This window comes from Nocardia caishijiensis NBRC 108228 (assembly GCF_001612825.1).
Taxonomy (GTDB): Bacteria; Actinomycetota; Actinomycetes; order Mycobacteriales; family Mycobacteriaceae; genus Nocardia; species Nocardia caishijiensis.
Window position 1 is genome coordinate 469801 of the sequence record NZ_BDBE01000030.1, and the last position, 18287, is coordinate 488087.

Sequence of the window (18287 nt, forward strand, 5' to 3'; positions counted from 1 at the left end):
TCATCTTAGGTGACTGATCGGGAGGTTCCGGGCAAGTTGGGCGCTTACCCGCAATATCGGAGCAAACCCGCGATCATGTCCAGACCCGGCGTTCCCGCCAGGCCCGTTCGAACGGCAACCGCCACGAGCGTGGGGCGACCAGTTGGTGGATCGCGTTGGGGCCCCACGACCCGGGGTCGTAGTTGCGCACCGGCGGTGGGTCGGCCAGCAGCGGCGCCGAGATCTCCCACAGGCGTTCGATACCGTCGGCGGTGGTGAACAGCGTGTGATCGTTGCGCATGGCGTCGAGGATCAGCCGTTCGTAGGCTTCGAGCACGTCGCCGACGCGGTCGGTTTCCTCCAGCGCGAACTGCAGACTCAGCTTGTCGAGCTTCATGCCGACGCCGGGGCGTTTGCCGTAGAACGACAGCGAAACCTTCGACGAGTCGGCCAGATCGAAGGTGAGGTGATCCGGGCCGTGCGCGCCGACGCCCGAACCCGGCGGGAACATCGACTGCGGTGGTTCGCGGAACGCGATCGAGATGATGCGCTGCCCCTGCGCCAGGTATTTGCCGGTACGCAGATAGAACGGCACCCCGGCCCACCGCCAGTTGTCGATCCCGCACGCCAGGGCGACGAAGGTCTCGGTATCGGAATCGGGGTCGACACCGGGTTCGTCGCGGTAGCCGCGAACCTGCCCGCGCACCACCGTGCGCGGGTCGAGCGGCAGCATCGATCGGAACACCTTGTTCTTCTCGACCGTGATCCCGGCCGAATCCAGCGCCGTCGGCGGTTCCATCGCGACGAACGCCAGGATCTGGAACAGGTGGGTCACCACCATGTCGCGGAACGCGCCGGTGGCGTCGTAGAACTCCGAACGTCCTTCGAGACCGAGCTTTTCGGGGACATCGATCTGGATGTGGTCGATGAAGTTGCGATTCCAGATCGGTTCGAACAAGCCGTTGGCGAAGCGGAAAGCCAGGATGTTGAGGGCCGATTCCTTGCCGAGGAAGTGGTCGATGCGGAAGATCTGCGATTCGTCGAACACCTCGTGGATGGTGGTGTTGAGGGTGCGGGCGCTGTCGAGGTCGATGCCGAACGGTTTCTCCATCACCACCCGGGCGTCGTCAGTGAGGCCCGCGTCGGCGAGCAGGGCGATCACGGCTGGCGCGGCCCTGGGCGGCACCGACAGGTAGGCCAGCACCTGGGTGTCGGCGCCGAGGGCGGCACGCTGGGTGTCGACAGCTTTGCGTAACGCGGGAGCGCCCGCGCTCAGCGGCACATAGCTCAGGGTTTCGGCGAAGTGGTCCCAGTCGGTGAGAACCTCGCGGCGGGAGGAGGTTTCGCAGGTGGTGCGGGCCGCTGCGCGGAACTCGGTGTCGTCGAGGTCGTCGAGGGACACCCCGATCACCCGTAGTTCCGGGGCCAGATGTGATCGCGACAGATGCAGCAGGCCCGGGAGCAGTTTGCGGCGGGCCAGGTCACCGGTGGCGCCGAACAGGACGACGACGTGCGGCGCGGTGTCGGACTCCGCCATGGTGAACCTCCCTGCGCAGGTACGTATTCCAGGCTAACGCGGTGGCCCCGGATCCGGGTCGGGATCGTCGGGTACGTGGGTGGTGGCGACCAGCAGCAGGTTGGTGTCGATGTCGTGGGTGACCTTGTTGGCGACCGAGCCGAGCAGCCGTGCGGGCCCGCTCATCCCCCGGTTGCCGATCACCACCAGGTCGTACTTCCAGGCGGCGTTGCACAGCGCCTCGGCGGGCGGAACGCCGGTGAGGACGTCGTGGCCGAGCAGTTCGGGGTCGTCCAGGGTCAGGGCCGCGTGCACCTGGGCCAGGGTTTCCGCGCCGTCGGCGTCGGTTTTCGTCGCGGTCACCAGGAACGGGCGCGCCCCGAGTTCCAGAGCCAGGTCGTAGCCGCGGCGCACCGCGAGCATCGAGCTCTCGGAACCGTCGGTGGCCAGGCCGACAGTGGTCCAGCGTTTGGGCACCTTGTGGGTGAACAGGACGTCGGTCGGGCTGTGGTGGGAGATGTGGTTGGCGGTGGAACTGGTGAGCCGGTCCTTGGATCGGCCGAGGCCGCGGGCGCCGATCACCAGTAACGTGCCGGGATCCTTGGCTCCGACCTCGAGCAGCGCCGCGCTCGGTGTTCCCGGCATGTCCAGGGCCGTCACCTCCGCGAGACCCGCCTCGACGAGCGTGTCGACGGCGGCCGCGCTGATCCGCACGGCTGATTCGGGATCGAGGGCGGACTTGCGCGCCCTTTCCTTCCAGACGGTCAGCGCGGTGATCGGGACGCCGAGCCGGAGCGCGACCTCACCGGCGACGGTGACCGCCAGCTGCGCGGCCTCCGACCCGTCGGTTCCCACCACGATGCGCTGGTAGCGGTCCATGGGACCCTCTCCGATCCGACGACGGCGGTTCGCCACAGTATAGACAACCCGCACGTCCGCAACCGCGCCGCAATCGGGCGCGTGGTGGCGGCCTCAGCTCACAGCGCGATGCCGAGGAGTCCGTCGACGGCGTGGCGGATCAGGGTCGGAGCCTTGGTGTCGGTGCCGCCGTAGGTGATCGCCTGCTCGGCCCAGTTGTCCACCGCGACAAGCGCTTTGGGAGTGTCGAGGTCGTCGGCCAGGTGCTGGCGCAGGCGGGCGACGGTGTCGGTCGCTGATGGCCCCGAGGCGAGCGACACTGCCTCACGCCAGCGGGCCAACCGTGCCTTGGCCTGGTCGAGGACCGCGTCGGTCCACATGCGGTCCTGGCGGTAGTGACCGGCGAACAGGCCGAGGCGGATGGCGGCGGGGTCGACACCGGAGCGGCGCAGTTTCGACACCAGCACCAGGTTGCCCTTGGACTTCGACATCTTCTCGCCGTCGAGCCCGATCAGTCCGGCGTGCACGTAGTGGCGGGCGAAGCGGCGGGTGCCGGTGATGGCTTCGGCGTGCGCGGCGGAGTACTCGTGGTGGGGGTAGATCAGGTCCGATCCGCCGCCTTGGATGTCGAACTCGGTGCCGATGCGGTTGAGCGCGATCGCCGCACACTCGATGTGCCAGCCGGGACGTCCGGCACCGAACGGCGCGGGCCACGACGGTTCGCCGGGGCGTTCGGCCCGCCACAGCAGGGCGTCGATGGTGTCGCGCTTGCCCGGGCGGTCGGGGTCGCCGCCGCGTTCGGCGAAGAACGTCTCCATGGTGGGGCGGTCGTAGCCCGACTCGTAGCCGAACTGTTCGGTGGCGTCGGTACGGAAGTAGATGTCGGGGTGTTCGGCGTCGTCGACGATGTAGGCGGCGCCGGAGGCCAGCAGTTTCTGCACTACTTCGACGACTTCTTCGACCGATTCGATGGCGCCGATGTACTGGCGGGGCGGCAGCACCCGCAGGGCGGACATATCCTCACGGAACAGGTCGATCTCGGAGCTGCCGAGGTCGCGCCAGTCGACGCCGTCGCGGGCGGCGCGCTCGAACAGCGGGTCGTCGACGTCGGTGACGTTCTGCACGTAGTGCACGTCGTGTCCGGCGTCGCGCCACAGCCGGTTGACCAGGTCGAAGGTCAGATACGTCGCGGCGTGACCGAGGTGGGTGGCGTCGTAGGGGGTGATGCCGCAGACGTACATCTTCGCGGTCGCGCCGGGGGTGACCGGGCGGACCTGGCGGTCGGCGGTGTCGTACAACCGCAACGGCGGCCCTGCTCCGGGGACGGTCGGAAGGGCGTTATCGGACCAGGACTGCATGATTCGAGGGTAGAGCCCCGGCCGGAGTGCTCGCCTCGCGGCCCGGTCGACCTGGTTGCCGGTGCTGTTTCCGACCGGCCCGCAACCTGCACACAAACGTGTTCCCGCGACTGTGTCAAGGGTTGTACTCAGGCGGATTCCCAGGCGGCAGGGGGTGGTGCTGTGGCACGTGTGCTCGCGTCGGGGTGCCGGGTGCGGTGCCCGCGAACGGTAGCTGTCCCGTTCGTCACTCCCGAAGCAGGTTCCCTATCATTACCTATTGCTCCTCATAGTTACATTCATATACGGTCTTTTAATGCCAGAAGGTTTCTACTCGGTGGAACAGGTCGCCGAATTGCTCGGACTGCACGTTCGCACCGTGCGCGGGTATGTGCGGGACGGGAAACTGCCCGCCGCGCGCATCGGCAAGCAGTACCGCATCACCCACGACGACCTCGAGACGTTCACCGGGTTGCCGATCGGTACCCCGAAGCCCACCGCGGCCGGACACGCGGAGGCGTCCTGCATCGTCGAGATCGATGACATCGACCGCGCCACCGTCGACCGGGTCACCACCCTGCTCACCGCCACGGCGAGCACCCGTGGCCCCGGCGGGCGGCCGCTGCGCGTCGAAACCAGCTACGACCCGGCCCGCCACCGCCTCAAAGTCATCCTGCTCGGCGGCCTCGCCGACACCGCGCGTCTGCTCGACTACCTGGACGGAGTCCTCGCCCCATGACCACCCTCTACACCTCAGAGCAGGGCCGCGAACGCATCAGCGCGCGCTACCGCGAACATCTGGCGGCTTGGCCCGTCCCGTGGGAGCAGCGGCTCGTTCCGACCGCGGCGGGTGAGACGTTCGTGCTGGTCTGTGGCCCGGTCGACGCGCCACCACTGGTGTTGCTGCACGGTTCGGGCTCCAATGCGAGCGCGTGGCGAGGCGACATCGCCGACTGGGCTGCCCGGTTCCGGGTGTACGCGGTGGATCTGCCCGGCGAGCCCGGTTTCAGCGCTCCCACCCGGCTGCCGCTGAACACCGATGCGTGCGCGAACTGGCTCGACGAGGTCCTCGACGGGCTCGAACTGGACACGGTGTCGATGACCGGAATGTCGCTCGGCGGCTGGACCGCGCTGGATTACGTGACGCGCAGACCGGGGCGAGTCGACGCGCTGGCGCTGCTGTGCCCGGGTGGTCTGGGCAGGCACCGGTACGGGTGGCTGGTGCGGGCTCTCGGGCGACGGCTACTCGGCCGACACAGTGTGCGCGAGATGGCACGCACCGGTCTCGGGCTCACAGGTCCGGCGGCGGAGGAAATCCTCGACGACGTGGAACTCGTGTTCACCCATTTCTCGGCCCGCTCGGGAAATCTACCGAGGTTCTCCGACACGCAGTTGCGGTCGGTGGGTATTCCGGTACTCGTGATCGTCGGCGAGCGTGACGCACTGTTCGATTCGGCGGGCACGGCTCGACGCGCTCGGGCATTGGCCGACGCCCAGGTGCGTCTTCTGCCCGGTGTCGGACATGCTGTGCTGGGGCAAAGCCAAGCCGTACGGCACTTCCTGCTCGCCCACTGACCCTGCGTCGCCGCGCCCCGACTCGCGGCAACTCAGGGGGTCGGTCAGGCCGGGCGGCAGTGCAGGTTGAGGTTGTCGGCGTTGGGACCGAGCAGGGGCAGCGCGTAGAAACCGGCACCCACCTGGTCGGGAGCCTCGACGACGACCTCGGGCAGCCAGGCGCCGGTGGTCCGGTCGGTGGCGGTGCAGACGTAGGTCTGGTCGTCGAACCACCCGGCGGGGAAGGCCTGGGCGGGCGCGGCGACGACGGCGCCGAGCAGCAGGGCGGCGGCGGATCCGGTAACGATCGAACGAGTCGACATGGTGTTCCTCTGATAATGCGGGGGACAGCGAAAGTGCTTGGAGCACACTAGCACCGGCACCCGCGCACACCGAGGAAAATCTCGGCCCCTCACCCGGGTGTGCGCACCCGCGCCCTACCGCCCTGTGGGCCGAACATGTGCAGGATCTCGACGGTCCGGTCGTCGGCGGGCCCGAACCAGTGCGGTTGATCGGTGTCGAACTCGGCGACCTCCCCCGGCCGCAACACCAGTTCCTCCTCCCCGAGGATCAGCCGCAGGTCACCGGCCAGCACGTACAGCCATTCGTACCCGGCATGGGTGACCAACCGCGGCTTGCTCGGTCCCAGCACCTGTTTGAAAACCTGCATGCGTCCCGGGTACTCGGTGAGCGGCACGACCATGCTGCCGTTACGGCTGCGTCGCGGCCGCAGATGCACGCGTGGGTCACCGGTGGCGGGCGCGGCCACCAACTGATCGAGCGGCACACGGTGCGCTCGTGCCAACGGCAGCAGCAGGTCGAGAGTCGGTCGCCGCTTACCGGTTTCGAGGCGAGACAGAGCACTCACCGAGATGCCCGTCTCGGCCGACAACTCGTGCAGCGTCAGGCCGCGGCCGCGGCGCAGGGCCAGCAGGCGCGGTCCGATCTCGTCGATGATCGGTGCGTCGTCCACCCCACCATTTTGCAGTCTTCGCAAAATCTCTACCGGTTCGTTCGCCGCCGCGCCGACGATGCTGTTCATGATCGACACAACGACAGACCGGGCCCGGGGGTCGAGGCGACGGTGGGCGGTGCTCGCGGTGTGCAGCGCGGGCCTGTTCCTGGTGGGGTTGGACACGACCATTGTCAACGCCGCCCTGCCCTCCATCGCGCGAGACCTGCACACCGGGGTTCGTGGCATCGCCTGGATCGTCGACGCCTACACCCTGGTGATGGCGAGCCTGCTGATCTCGGCAGGCGCCATCGCCGACCGGGTCGGCCGACGCCGAGTTTTCCGGATCGGGCTCGTCCTGTTCGCGGCGTCCTCGGCGCTGTGCGCGTTGGCCCCGACGGTCGGCGTGCTGCTCGCCGCCCGGATCGCACAGGGCGCGGGCGCGGCGATGTTGAGTCCGGTCGCGCTGGCGATCGTCGTCGGAGTGTTCACCGATCCGGCGCAGCGGGCCCGCGCGATCGGGGTGTGGGCGGCGGTGTTCGGGGTGGCGATGGCGGCCGGGCCGGTCGTGGGCGGTGCGTTGGTACAGACCCTGGGGTGGCGTGGCGTGTTCTGGGTGAACCTGCCGGTGATCGCGGTGGTCCTCGCGCTGACCGCGCTGGTGGTCCCGGAGTCGAAAGCGGCGCGGGCGCGGCGGTTGGACGGGCCGGGGCAGGCGCTGTTGGTGATCGTGGTCGGGGGGTCGGTGGGTGTGCTGCTCGAAGGTCCGCACCTCGGCTGGACATCGCCGGTCGTCCTGGCCGGATCGGCGGCGGTGGGCGCGGCGGTCGTCGCGTTCGTGAAGCTCGAAGCGCGCAGGCCCGAACCGTTGATCGACCCCGGTCTGTTCCGGCGGGCACCGTTCACCGCCGCCGTCCTCAGCGCGGTCGCGATGTTCGTCGCGCTCAGTGCCACCTTGCTGGCGACGACGCTGTATCTGCAGGACGCACGCGGGATGACGCCCACGGCGGCGGGCGCGGTCATGCTGCCGCTGGCGCTGCCCGCGATCGTGTGCGCCCCGCTCTCGGGTGCGCTCGTGGGCCGCACGGGTGCGCGGCGACCCCTGCTTCTGGCAGGCGGATTCACCGCGCTCGGTGGCGTATCGCTGTTCGTCGCGGTCGACGGCCACCGCCCCCTGCGGACGCTGCTGGTCGCCTTGCTCGCGGTCGGGATCGGTTTCGGCTTCGCCAACCCGCCCATCACCACCACAACCGTGAGCGGTCTGCCCGCCGACCGGGCCGGTGTCGCCGGTGGAATCACTTCCACCGCACGCCAATTCGGTGCCGCCCTCGGCATCGCCGTCGCGGGCGGGTTCCTCACCGGCACCGCACCCACCGAACTGGCTCAGGCCGCGCGTCCGGGCTGGGTGGTCGTGGCCGGTTGCGGGCTGCTCGTCATGGTCGCCGCCTGGTTCGCACCCTCAGAAGGCGGGCCACGGGATCGGGCGCGCCGAATTCGGTAGCGGCATGACGGGGCGTTCCAGCAGGGCTTTGGTGCGTTCGGTCAGTGCCGTGATCTCGGCGTCGGTGATGTGCGCGGCGAGCGAATCCGCGATGGGGCCGGTCAGATTCGTGGCGAACGCGGTGACGTCGGTGATCAGCGCCTCGTCGATGGGTTGCCCGGCCCACCCCCACAGCACGGTGCGCAGTTTCGGTTCGCTGTGCAGGCAGATGCCGTGATCGACACCGTAGACCTGACCGTCGACGCCTTCCAGTGCGTGCCCGCCCTTGCGGTCGGCGTTGTTGAGCAGCAGGTCGAGCACCGCCATGCGCTGCAGGCGTGGGTCGTCGGCGTGCACGAGCGAGATCTCGTTGCCGGTGTCGTCGAGGGCGCGCAGCACCTCGCAGAACCCGTCGGGGACTGTACCCGGCGAACACAGGTCGACCAGGTCCAGGCGTTGGCGCGCATCGGTGCGGTTGTCGACCGAGGTCACCCACCGCTGCACCATGCCAGGACCGAACGGCCCGTCGCGCAACACCGTTTCCGGGATGACACCCCAGCCCAGCTGCTCGGAGATCAGGTACGACGCGACCTCGCGCCCGGCGAGGGTGCCGTCGGGGAAGTCCCACAGCGGGCGTTCACCACGCACCGGCTTGTACACCACCCGCAGCGGCGCGCCGTCGGGTTCGGGTGCGGCGATCTCGCACACCAGCGTCAGGTTGCTGGCGACGCCGACCCGCCCGATGATCTCGAGCTCACCGTCGGTGATGCCGGACACGTCTCACTCCTCATCGAGTTCGGCCGCACCGAAGATCTCGCCGCGTTTGTACCCGTTGGTGCGCACACACATGTGCCCGCGCGCCGACAGCGGTTCCCCGCACAGCGGGCACGGTGGTCGTCCCGCCGCGATCACCCGGGTGGACCGCAACGCGAATTCGCGGGCCTGCACCGGTGTCAGGAACACCCGCACCGCGTCCGGGCCGTCGTCGGTGTCGTCGAGCACCACCGATTCGTCGACCTCGGTCTCGGTGATGGCCAGCAACTCCACCACCACGGCGTTCGCGTCGGCGTCCCAGCCAAGACCCATGGTGCCGACCCGGAATTCGGTGTCGATGGGAGTCATCAGCGGCGCCACATCGGTGACGTCGTCACCTTCGGGTGGCACCTCGGCACCGAATCGGCGCGCCACCTCGTCGAGCAGCAACCCCATCCGGTCGGCGAGCACCTTCACCTGCTGCTTTTCCAGCAGCACGCTGACCACGCGCGGTTCCTGCACGGCCTGCAGGTAGAACGAACGATCGCCCGGCTCGCCCACGGTCCCGGCGACGAAACGATCGGGGGTGCGGAATACATGGATTGCGCGTGACACATGCACCTCCTGATACGTGACCCTCAACGACACTCACGAACAACTCTTGGTTCAAAGAGAATCGCGGCGTCTCACATTCCCATTATCCGCACTCGCGGTCCCGGGTACTTCCCCACCGGGCAGCGGTGGCGGTGGTGTGCCCCCGGACAGGGCCGACAGGTCGGCACCGGTGTCGTTGAACTTCCACACCGACGGCCCGTGCGGGCTGTAGCGGACGACGCTGATCGAGGCGGGTTCCACCGCGATCCGCTGAAAACTGTCCAGATGCAGACCGAGCGCGTCGGCCAGGATCGACTTGATGACATCACCGTGCGCGCACGCCACCCACAGCACATCACGCCCGGCCTTGTCGGCGAGGCGGCGTTCGGTGTCGCGGATGGCGGCCACCGCGCGCTGCTGCACCTGCGCCAGACCTTCACCACCGGGGAACACGGCGCCGGAAGCGTGCCCCTGCACCACTTTCCACAGCGGTTCGGTGAGCAGTTCGGCGATCGGGCGCCCGGTCCACTCGCCGTAGTCGACCTCGATGAGCCGCTCGTCGTGCTCGGGTTCGAGGCCGAGCTTGTCGGCCAAGGGCGCGACGGTTCGCTGACAACGCAGCAGCGGTGAGCTGGCGATGTGTTCGATCGGCAGGGTCGCGAGCCGGTCGGCGACCGCGGCGGCCTGTTCGGTCCCACGGTCGGTGAGCTCCACACCGGGGGCGCGCCCGGCCAGGGTGCGCGCGGTGTTGGAGGTGGACACTCCGTGCCGGAGCAGGATCACCGTCATGGGACCAGCCTAACCATCAGGGGGCCGCGCGCTCAGGTGGCGGAGACGACACCCGCGGCGAGCAGGCCCATCACCGTCAGGCCGAGGATGATTCGGTAGCCGACGAACCAGTAGAACGAGTGCTTGCCGACGAACTTGAGCAGCCACGCCACCGAGGCATAGCCGACGACGAAGGCGAGGACGGTCGCGACCAGCAGTTGCGGACCGCTGGCGTTGAGTCCCTCACCGGCCGGTTCGAAGGCGTCGGGCAGGCTGAACAGGCCCGACGCGGTGACGGCGGGAATGGCGAGCAGGAACGAGAACCGCACCGCCGCTTCCCGTTCCAGACCGAGGAACAGACCGGCGGTGGAGGTGGCACCGGAACGCGACACGCCGGGGATCAGCGCCAGGCATTGGGCCAGGCCCATGATGATGCCGTCGCGGGTGGTGAGCTGTTCGATCGGGCGGGCCTTCTTGCCGTAGTACTCACCGGCGGCGATCACCAGCGCGAACGCCACCAGCATGAACGACACCAGCCACAGGTTGCGCGCACCGGTGCGGATCTCGTCCTTGAACAGGAAGCCGAGCACACCGATCGGGATGGTCGCGATGATGACGTACCAGCCGATGCGGTAGTCGAGTTCGCGCTGGGTATCGCGTTCGTGCGCCTCGCGGGCACTGCCGTCCATCACCGGCAGTTTGGTCGTGACCCGGTCACCGACGGCGACCTCCCGCTGCGAGCGTTCGCGCCAGCGCATGCCCAGCGTGGTGAACCAGGCGATGAGGATGCGCCAGATGTCCTTGGCGAAGTACACCAGGACCGCCACCTCGGTACCGAGCTGGGTGACGGCGGTGAACGAGGCGCCCGCGTCGTCGCCGAAGAACACCCCCGAGACGATGCGCAGGTGTCCGGAGGAGGAGATCGGCAGGAACTCGGTGAGTCCCTGCACCAGTCCGAGTACCAATGCCTGGAACCAGGTCATCGACTCGCCCACCACATCCTCCTACCACTGTTCGTGCCCGAAAGATCGCGTCCTCCTGGGCTTTTGCTCGCTCGCCCGGCCGTGTGGGCCCGCGATCCCGCAGCGACCCTACCTGTCGGGACCGTGCGGTGTCGTCGGCCCACCGGGTGAACCCGACTCGCAGCGGGTCGGCGCGGTGGTGACGGCACCACCGCGCATTAGGCTGGGCGCCGTGACGAAAGCACGGGCGCGGTGATGGAACAGCGAACGGTGGGACGAAGCGGGCTTCGGGTGTCGCGAATCGGGTTGGCGACCCATACCTGGGGCACCCATACCGACGCCGAGGAGGCCTCGGTGCAGCTGGCGGCCTTCGCCGATGCCGGGGGAACACTCGTCGACCTCTCCCCCGTCTACGGCGACGGCGCCGCACATCAGATCCTGGCCGGTCTGCTCGGTGAGGTGGTCGGCCGCGAGGACGTGGTGCTCAGCGGGTGCGCGGGGGTGGTGACCCACAAACCCGGTGCGGGAGTGGGCGACACGGTTCCCGCACCGGCCGCGGCCGGTCCCGTCGTCGACGCGTCGCGGCGCACCCTGCTGCGTCAGCTCGACCGCACCCTCGCCGACCTCGGCACCGATCATCTCGACATCTTCAGTATCGCCGCCTGGGACCCCTACACCCCCCTCGAGGAGATCGCCGCGACCCTCGAGACGGTGCTCGCCACCGGGCGGGCCAGGTACGCGGGGGTGCGGGGTCTCGGCGCGTGGCAGCTGGCGAGCCTGGCCGCGATCGGCCCGGTCACCGCGGCGCAGAGTCCGTATTCGCTGCTGGCCAGGAGCCCGGAGAACGATGTGATTCCGGCCGCACGTCATCACGGGGTGGGGATCATCGCCTCGGCCCCACTGGCCGGGGGCATCCTCACCGGCAAGTACAGCGACGGGGTGCCTGCCGATTCGCGCGGCGCCGACGAGTCGACCGCCGCCGAGATCCGCCGCCGCCTCGACGACGACCGCGCGACCCGGGTGGTCGACGCGCTGGTCACCGCCGCCGACGGGCTCGGTACCTCGCCGCTGGCGGTGGCGCTGGCCTGGATCCGGGACCGGCCGGGGATCGCGAGCATGATCGTCGGCGCCCGCGATATCGGTCAGCTCACGGGTGTGCTCGCGGCCGAGACCTTGGAACTGCCTCGGGCGATCGCGGCCGCCCTCGACGATGTGAGCGCCCGTTCGGAATGATGGCTAGCCTTACCTGCATGAAACTGCGTGGTGTGCTGACGGCGATGCTCGCGGCGACGGTCCTCACCGGCGCCGTCGCCTGCACCGGAGGCAATCCTGCATCGTCCGCACATTCCGGTGGTCCGGTGACCGCGGAATTCGCCGACCTCGACCCCGTCCCGATCGGGCCCGCACCCGCCCCGAAACTGCCGTCGATCGCGCGTTCGTTCGACGGCACCGCGGTGACGGTGACCGACGCGTCCCGCATCATCGCGGTCGATCGGTACGGCACGCTCGCCCAGACCGTGTGGGCGTTGGGCCTCGGCGAGAACCTCATCGGGCGCAGCACCTCCGCGTCGTTCCCCGCCGTCGCCGATGTGCCGAACGTGGCGGGCGGCAACGGCAGCCTCAGCGTCGAAGCGGTGCTCGCCCTTCGCCCGTCGGTGTTCCTCACCGACACCACCAGCGCCGCTCCCGCCGTGCGCGATCAATTGCGCGCGGCCGGGGTGACAGTCGTGTACTTCGACCCCGACCGAAGCATGGACGGTGTGGTCCCGCAGATCGAGGCCGTCGCGGCCGCACTCGGTGTCCCCGACGCGGGTCGCGCGCTCGGGCAGCGCACCCGCGACGAGATCGCCGCCGCCACCGCCCGCGTGCCCGTCCGCGACCCGAAACCCACGATCGCGTTCCTGTACCTGCGTAGCGCCGCGATCACCATGATGGCCGGTCCCGGCTCGGGCGCGGACTCGCTGATCACCGCCGTCGGCGGCGTCGACGCCGGGACGGCGGCCGGGCTGAGCGAGCCGTTCACCGCGATCACCAGCGAGGCCATGATCGCCGCGTCCCCCGATGTGCTGCTGGTGATGACCGACGGGCTCGAGTCTCTCGGCGGGGTCGACGGTCTGCTGAAGGTACCCGGCATCGCCCAGACCCCGGCCGGGCGTGATCGGCGCGTGGTCGACATGTCCGATGCCGTGGTGCTGAGCTTCGGCCCCAACACCGGCCGGGTCGTCTCGTCCCTCGCCGACGCCATCTACGGGAAGACCTCATGACCGATCGGGCAACCCCCGCCCAGCGCCGAGCCCGGGTGCGCAGGCAAGCGCACCTCGGTCCGCCCGGCAGACCGTGCGGTGTCGCCGTCGGCGGGCCGGGCGCGCGGGGACGCACGACGATCACCGCGAAGTCGCATGAGTGAGGCCCCCGAACCGACCGGACCCACCCGATCGGCACCGATCACCGATGCGACCCCCGATCCCCTGCCGCACCCATCCCACCGGGCGACCAGGGTGACGGTGGTGTTCGCGCTCGCTCTGCTCGCGCTGCTGGTCCTGGCCGTGGTGTCGGCGGTGCTGGGTCAGGTGCCGACGACCGCCGCGGAGGTGGTGGGCAGCGTCGCGCACCGCATCGGCCTCGACATCGGGCCGATGCCGACGCACCCGGCCGGTGAGGTGACGCTGTGGGAGGTGCGCTTCCCCCGCGTGGTGCTGGCGATCCTGGTCGGCGCCGTGCTGGCGACAGCGGGTGCGTTGTTGCAGGGTGTGTTCGCCAATCCGCTGGCCGAGCCCGGTGTGATCGGGGTGTCGGCCGGTGCGGCGGTCGGTGCGGGCACGGTGATCGTGATCGGCGGTGCGTTCGTCGCCGCCTGGTCGATCGCGGCGGCCGCGTTCGTCGCGGGCCTCGTCACCACCGCACTGGTCTACGTGTTGTCGCGCTCGGGTGGGCGCACCGAGGTCGTCACGCTGATCTTGACGGGTGTGGCGATCAATGCCTTCGCGGGCGGTCTCATCGCGCTGCTGCTGTTCATCGCGACGCCCGCCGCCCGCGATCAGATCGTCTTCTGGCAGCTGGGCAGTCTCAACGGCGCCACCTGGTCCGCTGTCGGCGTGGTCACCACCCTCGCCGGGATCGGCATCCTGGCCGCCGTGCTCATCGCACCGCGCCTGGATCTGCTGGCGCTCGGCGATTCGGCGGCCCGTCACCTCGGTGTCGATGTGGAGCGATTGCGCAGGCAGGTGATCGTGGCGGTCGCCGTGCTGACCGCGGCCGGGGTCGCGTTCAGCGGGATCATCCTGTTCGTCGGCCTGATCGTGCCGCATGTGGTCCGGATGCTCGTCGGTCCGGGACACCGGGTGCTCGTGCCGCTCAGCGCGGTCATGGGCGCGGTGGTGTTGCTCAGTGCCGACGTCGCGGCCCGCACCCTTGTCCGCAATGCCGACCTGCCCCTCGGCATGCTGACCTCGCTGATCGGCGGCCCGTTCTTCTTCTGGTTGCTGCGCCGCACCCGGGCCAAGGCAGGAGGTTGGGGATGACCGCACCGAACGCGACCTCCGCGAGCGCCGCCGTCCGGCGACGGAAAACGGCGTCGTGGCGGTCGCTGTTCGCGCGCACGCCGGATGTTCCCGCGCGACCGGAGCCGGGCACGGTCACCGTGCGCGCGACCGGACTCACCGCGCGCCGAGGCGACCGCACCGTGCTCGCGGACGTCGACTTCCAGGTGGCCGCCGGTGAGATCGTGGCGCTGGTCGGGCCGAACGGCGCCGGTAAGTCCAGCCTGCTCGCCGCGTTGGCCGGTGAGCTGGAACCGACCTCGGGCACGGTGAAACTCGAAGGTCACGCCTTGTCGCACTGGTCGCAGGCCGACATGGCCCGCCGTCGTGCGGTGCTCCCCCAGTCACACACTGTCGGGTTCCCGTTCACGGCCCGCGAGGTCGTCGCCATGGGTCGCGCGCCGTGGTCGCACACCCCCGCCGCCGAGCGTGACGACGAAGTGATCGCCGCCGCCCTGGCCGCCACCGACGTCACCCATCTGGCCGCGCGCACGTTTCCGGCGTTGTCAGGCGGTGAACGCGCCCGCGTCGCGTTGGCCCGCGTGCTGGCCCAGGACACCACCACGCTGCTGTTGGACGAACCGACCGCCGCCCTCGACATCGGCCACCAGGAAGCGGTGCTCCGGCTCGCCGCGGACCGTGCCGCCGAGGGCGCGGCGGTGGTCGTGGTCGTGCACGATCTGGGGGTCGCCGCCGCATACGCCGACCGCGTCACCGTGCTCGACGCGGGCCGGGTCGCCGCCGACGGCCCACCGCGCGAGGTCCTGACCCGGGAACTGCTGACCGAGATCTACCGCCACCCCGTCGACGTCCTTGACCATCCCGTCACCGGTCTGCAACTCGTCCTGCCCGACCGCACTCGTCCCTGAGCCGCACCAACGGGTGCCGCGGCAGGTCGCTACCGATACCCGCCGAATCCACCGGAGAAGCCCCCGCCGCCGCACCCCGAGTGACTGTCACTGCCGTAGTTGCTGGAAGGGCCGTGGTATCGGCCGGACCGTCGAGCGCTCGGGTCACGCGGGTGGGGATCGATCGGTTCGCCGGTCAGTACTTCCCAGCCCGCGGCGCGACTCGCATGCTCGTCCTCGAGTGCCCGCCTGGTTTCCGGGGCCCACATCACAGCGGTGTAGGGGTGCTCGGCGCGTTCGGCGACCAGCGCGGCCTGCACCTCGGCTACGGTGAGTCCGCTCGGGCATCCCGCGGCACCGTCCAGGCTGGTCAGATAGATCGAGAAGATGCGTCCGCTTGGACTCTCACTGATCCGGTAGGCCCACTGCGGGCCGGTGACCGCTGCCGCCAGTGCGTCGCTGCGCCGCTGGCGGTCCTGCGCTCGTTTGCGCTGTTCCGCTTCCTCGCGCCGCCGCCATTCCTCGTGGGCGCGTTGCTGTTTGCGCCTGCTGTCTTCGGCGAGGAACGCGGGCAGATCCCCGGCACGTTCTTCGTACGCCGCCAGTGCCCGGTCGAACTCGGCGCACAGTTGCTCGGCATCGGTGTCGTAGTTCGCGCGCAGCGACCGGTTTCTGTTCGCGTACCGGATGTGCCACCACTGTCGCGCCAGCACGGACCGACCGCGCGGTACGTCGAGGTGCGCGGTCACTACCCGTGCACAGGTCTGTAATTCGCCGATCGATGCCAGTAGTTCCTCGGTCGCCGACCGCCACCGCTCGTAGTCGCTGTCGGACGCGTCGGTGTCGGTGTAGGTCCGGGACCGGAAGCGTGGCTCGCTCACGCATCGCAGGTCGGCGTGGTCTCGGATGCGCGCACCGATCACGTCGGCACGCGTGTACTCGATCAGGTCTCGGAGCGTGCTCACTTCGACAGCGCGGCCCATACCTCATTGTGGCAGCAACAGGCTTGCCGGACAGGGTCTTTGACGCAAAGGTCGTGCGCCCTGGTCAGTCGAAGCTGATCAGATCACCGCCAGATGATCTTCAGCAGCGCCGGAGTCAGCACCATGCGGATGATCGTGGCGTCGATGACCAGCGCCACGATCATGCCGTAGGCGATGTACTTCATCAGCACCAGGTCGGAGAACCCGAAAGCGCCGGTGACCACGATGAGAATGGCCGCGGCCGAGGTGATCACACCACCGGTGTGCGCGACGCCGTACCGGATCGATTCGGTGGCGTCGGCACCGGAGGCACGCTTCTCCGCGATACGCGAGAGCAGGAACACCTCGTAATCGGTGGACAGCCCGAAGATGACCGTCACGATCAACGCGACCACCGCGAACATCAACGGCCCCGGTGTGAAGTCGAAGACCCCCGCCCCGTGCCCCTCCACGAAGATCCACGTCAGCACACCCAACGTCGACACCAGACTGAGCGCGCTCATCGCCACGGCCTTCACCGCGAGGATCACCGACCGGAACGCCACGATCATCAGGGCCAGGGCGGCGGCGACGAGAATCGCCAACAGCAGCGGTAGCCCGTCGATCAAGCCGTTGATGCTGTCGCGTTCCAGCGCCGGAATTCCGGCGACCATGACCTCGACACCGGGCGGGGCGGGCAGGGCTCGCAGGCTGTCGATCACCCGGTCGGCATCGCGTTTGTCACCGAGCCCGGCCGAGAGCACGTTCACGCCGTTCTTCGTCGGCGCGGCCGGTTCGAATCGGCCGGTCAACCCCGGAATCTGGTTGGCTTCGTACCGAATATCGCCGAGTTGCTGCGGGGAGGCGCCGACCACGACCAGCTTCAACGGCTCGGTGCGGAAACCGGGGAACAGCCGGTCGAAATCCTCCTGCGCGACGCGTGCCGGATTGTCGGCGGCCAGATACTTCTCACTGATGCCACCGAACTCGATGTGGCGCAACGGAATACTCAATGCCAGCAGGCCGAGCACGATGGGGATCACCACGGCCCACGGCCTGCGCATGGCCCACATCGCCAGCCGGGAGAAGAACCCGGCATCGATCTGGGCCTCGGTCTTGGTGCGGGAGAATCGTTTCCAGCCCAGCCAGTCGATGCGCCGCCCCGCGATGCTCAGGGCGGCGGGCAGCGCGGTCACCGACAGCAGTGCCGCCAGCATCACCGCCGAGATGCCACCGTAGGGCACCGAGCGCAGCACCCCGTTGGGGAAGATGAACAGGGCCCCGAGGCTGAGTGCGATGATGCCCGCCGAGAACTGCACGGTCCGCCCGGCAGTCGCCACCGTCCGTGCGGTCGCTTCTTCCACGCTGCGCCCGGCGGCCAACTCCTCCCGAAACCTGGTCACCGTGAACAACCCGTAGTCGATCGCCAAACCGAGGCTGACCAGCGTCATCACGGCGCTGGCGAAAACATTCACCTCGATGTGGTCGGTGAGCACCCGCAGGATGCCGGAGGTGCCGAGGATGGTGAGCCCACCGATCAGCACCGGCAGCAACGCACCGATCACTCCGCCGAACACGAAGTACAGCAGGATCGCCACGATCGGCAGCGCGATGATCTCCGCGCGCCGGATGTCGTGCTGCATCCCGATATTGATGCCCTCGACCACCGGCTGCAACCCGGCCAGCTGCACCGTGGTCCCGCCGGGGCCACCACCGGGCACACCGGCGTTCAGATGCGGTTTGAGCGCCAGATAGTTGTTGACCGTCGCCGTTCCGCCACCCCCGGCCAGCCCGATGCTGGCGAAGGCGTGCTGTTTGGTCGGGTCGGAGGCGTTCGCCGAGAACGGGCTGTCCCAGTAGCTGTCGATCTTGTGGATTCGTTCGCCGTGGTCGGTGCGCAGACCGTTGAGTGCCGCGACCACGGGGCCGCGCACCGCCGGATCGTCGACGGTGGCGCCGGGCGGGGCGGTGTAGATGACGATGAGGTCGCCGTCGGTGTCGCGCCCGAAGGTGTCGTCGGCCAGTTTCGACGCCGCGACCGATTGGCTGTCCTCGTCGAACCACCCCTCCTGGGTGTAGCGACCGGCCAGGTCACGGCCGTACCACCCGGAGATCATCACCGTGAGGACGAACAACCCGAGCACGAGAAAACGATGCCGATGGACGAACCGTCCCCACCGCATCG

The 18287-nt window shown here is 69.2% G+C and carries 19 protein-coding genes; 8 read left to right on the forward strand and 11 right to left on the reverse strand.

What is annotated here, in order from left to right; translation table 11 throughout:
• Positions 1–73: 73 nt before the first annotated feature.
• From zwf to mshC, 3 genes are all read right to left on the reverse strand, one after another.
• Positions 74–1516: a glucose-6-phosphate dehydrogenase gene (gene zwf / locus NC7_RS15305; RefSeq protein WP_067983500.1), complete on the reverse strand. Its 1443-nt coding sequence runs from the start codon at positions 1514–1516 to the stop codon at positions 74–76.
• A gap of 33 nt (positions 1517–1549) precedes the next feature.
• Positions 1550–2374 (reverse strand): universal stress protein, encoded by an 825-nt coding sequence (locus tag NC7_RS15310; RefSeq protein ID WP_067983502.1) that lies wholly within the window; start codon positions 2372–2374, stop codon positions 1550–1552.
• 98 nt (positions 2375–2472) lie between these two features.
• The gene (gene mshC, locus NC7_RS15315) at positions 2473–3711 is read right to left on the reverse strand and encodes a cysteine--1-D-myo-inosityl 2-amino-2-deoxy-alpha-D-glucopyranoside ligase (protein ID WP_067983503.1); all 1239 of its coding nucleotides are present in this window, start codon (positions 3709–3711) and stop codon (positions 2473–2475) included.
• A 295-nt stretch (positions 3712–4006) separates the two neighbouring features.
• Between mshC and NC7_RS15320 the strand changes: the two genes are divergently transcribed.
• The gene (locus NC7_RS15320) at positions 4007–4429 is read left to right on the forward strand and encodes a helix-turn-helix domain-containing protein (RefSeq protein ID WP_067983504.1); all 423 of its coding nucleotides are present in this window, start codon (positions 4007–4009) and stop codon (positions 4427–4429) included.
• Entirely contained in the window at positions 4426–5265 is an 840-nt protein-coding gene (locus NC7_RS15325; protein ID WP_067983506.1) for an alpha/beta fold hydrolase, read from the forward strand. The genes NC7_RS15320 and NC7_RS15325 overlap by 4 nt, the downstream gene beginning before the upstream one ends.
• A gap of 44 nt (positions 5266–5309) precedes the next feature.
• Here NC7_RS15325 and NC7_RS15330 read toward each other — a convergent pair whose 3' ends face one another.
• Together NC7_RS15330 and NC7_RS15335 are read right to left on the reverse strand one after the other, a co-directional pair.
• Positions 5310–5567 (reverse strand): hypothetical protein, encoded by a 258-nt coding sequence (locus NC7_RS15330; RefSeq protein ID WP_067638374.1) that lies wholly within the window; start codon positions 5565–5567, stop codon positions 5310–5312.
• Positions 5568–5656: 89 nt separating this feature from the next.
• A complete protein-coding gene (locus tag NC7_RS15335) occupies positions 5657–6217 on the reverse strand; it encodes a helix-turn-helix domain-containing protein (protein ID WP_067983769.1) in 561 nt (186 codons plus the stop codon).
• Positions 6218–6284: 67 nt separating this feature from the next.
• On the opposite strand from NC7_RS15335, the gene NC7_RS15340 reads away from it, so the two are divergent.
• A complete protein-coding gene (locus NC7_RS15340) occupies positions 6285–7697 on the forward strand; it encodes an MFS transporter (RefSeq protein WP_067983508.1) in 1413 nt (470 codons plus the stop codon).
• Here the strand turns inward: NC7_RS15340 and NC7_RS15345 are convergent.
• The 4 genes from NC7_RS15345 to NC7_RS15360 are packed head-to-tail and all read right to left on the reverse strand — an operon-like array spanning position 7656 to position 10774.
• Positions 7656–8453 (reverse strand): SCO1664 family protein, encoded by a 798-nt coding sequence (locus NC7_RS15345; RefSeq protein WP_067983510.1) that lies wholly within the window; start codon positions 8451–8453, stop codon positions 7656–7658. The two genes, NC7_RS15340 and NC7_RS15345, sit on opposite strands and share 42 nt — an antisense overlap.
• Positions 8454–8456: 3 nt before the next feature.
• Positions 8457–9044 (reverse strand): DUF3090 domain-containing protein, encoded by a 588-nt coding sequence (locus NC7_RS15350; protein WP_067983770.1) that lies wholly within the window; start codon positions 9042–9044, stop codon positions 8457–8459.
• A gap of 51 nt (positions 9045–9095) precedes the next feature.
• The gene (locus NC7_RS15355) at positions 9096–9812 is read right to left on the reverse strand and encodes a histidine phosphatase family protein (RefSeq protein WP_067983511.1); all 717 of its coding nucleotides are present in this window, start codon (positions 9810–9812) and stop codon (positions 9096–9098) included.
• A 32-nt stretch (positions 9813–9844) separates the two neighbouring features.
• A complete protein-coding gene (locus NC7_RS15360) occupies positions 9845–10774 on the reverse strand; it encodes an undecaprenyl-diphosphate phosphatase (RefSeq protein WP_067983772.1) in 930 nt (309 codons plus the stop codon).
• Positions 10775–11008: 234 nt separating this feature from the next.
• Here NC7_RS15360 and NC7_RS15365 point away from each other — a divergent pair, with 234 nt between their 5' ends.
• Genes NC7_RS15365 through NC7_RS15380 form a run of 5 tightly spaced genes read left to right on the forward strand, consistent with a single transcriptional unit; the run spans position 11009 to position 15161 of the window.
• Positions 11009–11986, forward strand: a complete 978-nt coding sequence (locus NC7_RS15365; protein ID WP_067983513.1) for an aldo/keto reductase — start codon at positions 11009–11011, stop codon at positions 11984–11986.
• A gap of 17 nt (positions 11987–12003) precedes the next feature.
• Positions 12004–13017: a heme/hemin ABC transporter substrate-binding protein gene (locus tag NC7_RS15370; RefSeq protein WP_084458504.1), complete on the forward strand. Its 1014-nt coding sequence runs from the start codon at positions 12004–12006 to the stop codon at positions 13015–13017.
• Positions 13014–13160 carry a hypothetical protein gene (locus tag NC7_RS29165; RefSeq protein WP_157102017.1) on the forward strand — a complete coding sequence of 49 codons (147 nt, stop codon included), beginning with the start codon at positions 13014–13016 and terminating at the stop codon, positions 13158–13160. The genes NC7_RS15370 and NC7_RS29165 overlap by 4 nt, the downstream gene beginning before the upstream one ends.
• A complete protein-coding gene (locus tag NC7_RS15375) occupies positions 13153–14274 on the forward strand; it encodes a FecCD family ABC transporter permease (RefSeq protein WP_084458505.1) in 1122 nt (373 codons plus the stop codon). The genes NC7_RS29165 and NC7_RS15375 overlap by 8 nt, the downstream gene beginning before the upstream one ends.
• Complete coding sequence (locus NC7_RS15380) at positions 14271–15161, forward strand: heme ABC transporter ATP-binding protein (RefSeq protein WP_084458506.1); 891 nt, start codon at positions 14271–14273, stop codon at positions 15159–15161. Before NC7_RS15375 ends, NC7_RS15380 begins: the two co-directional genes overlap by 4 nt.
• 29 nt (positions 15162–15190) lie before the next feature.
• Here NC7_RS15380 and NC7_RS15385 read toward each other — a convergent pair whose 3' ends face one another.
• The gene (locus NC7_RS15385; protein ID WP_067983517.1) at positions 15191–16105 is read right to left on the reverse strand and encodes a hypothetical protein; all 915 of its coding nucleotides are present in this window, start codon (positions 16103–16105) and stop codon (positions 15191–15193) included.
• A 101-nt stretch (positions 16106–16206) separates the two neighbouring features.
• A complete protein-coding gene (locus NC7_RS15390; RefSeq protein WP_236573454.1) occupies positions 16207–18246 on the reverse strand; it encodes an MMPL family transporter in 2040 nt (679 codons plus the stop codon).
• Between the last annotated feature and the right edge of the window lie 41 nt (positions 18247–18287).

Excerpts from the sequence above, each read along its gene's own strand:
- NC7_RS15360 (WP_067983772.1), bottom strand. The coding sequence starts at position 10,774 with ATGACCTGGTTCCAGGCATTGGTACTCGGACTGGTGCAGGGACTCACC.
- NC7_RS15370 (WP_084458504.1), top strand. The coding sequence starts at position 12,004 with ATGAAACTGCGTGGTGTGCTGACGGCGATGCTCGCGGCGACGGTCCTC.
- mshC (WP_067983503.1), bottom strand. The coding sequence starts at position 3,711 with ATGCAGTCCTGGTCCGATAACGCCCTTCCGACCGTCCCCGGAGCAGGG.
- NC7_RS15340 (WP_067983508.1), top strand. The coding sequence starts at position 6,285 with ATGATCGACACAACGACAGACCGGGCCCGGGGGTCGAGGCGACGGTGG.
- NC7_RS15375 (WP_084458505.1), top strand. The coding sequence starts at position 13,153 with ATGAGTGAGGCCCCCGAACCGACCGGACCCACCCGATCGGCACCGATC.
- NC7_RS15330 (WP_067638374.1), bottom strand. The coding sequence starts at position 5,567 with ATGTCGACTCGTTCGATCGTTACCGGATCCGCCGCCGCCCTGCTGCTC.
- NC7_RS15310 (WP_067983502.1), bottom strand. The coding sequence starts at position 2,374 with ATGGACCGCTACCAGCGCATCGTGGTGGGAACCGACGGGTCGGAGGCC.
- zwf (WP_067983500.1), bottom strand. The coding sequence starts at position 1,516 with ATGGCGGAGTCCGACACCGCGCCGCACGTCGTCGTCCTGTTCGGCGCC.
- NC7_RS15325 (WP_067983506.1), top strand. The coding sequence starts at position 4,426 with ATGACCACCCTCTACACCTCAGAGCAGGGCCGCGAACGCATCAGCGCG.
- NC7_RS29165 (WP_157102017.1), top strand. The coding sequence starts at position 13,014 with ATGACCGATCGGGCAACCCCCGCCCAGCGCCGAGCCCGGGTGCGCAGG.
- NC7_RS15380 (WP_084458506.1), top strand. The coding sequence starts at position 14,271 with ATGACCGCACCGAACGCGACCTCCGCGAGCGCCGCCGTCCGGCGACGG.
- NC7_RS15320 (WP_067983504.1), top strand. The coding sequence starts at position 4,007 with ATGCCAGAAGGTTTCTACTCGGTGGAACAGGTCGCCGAATTGCTCGGA.
- NC7_RS15355 (WP_067983511.1), bottom strand. The coding sequence starts at position 9,812 with ATGACGGTGATCCTGCTCCGGCACGGAGTGTCCACCTCCAACACCGCG.
- NC7_RS15365 (WP_067983513.1), top strand. The coding sequence starts at position 11,009 with ATGGAACAGCGAACGGTGGGACGAAGCGGGCTTCGGGTGTCGCGAATC.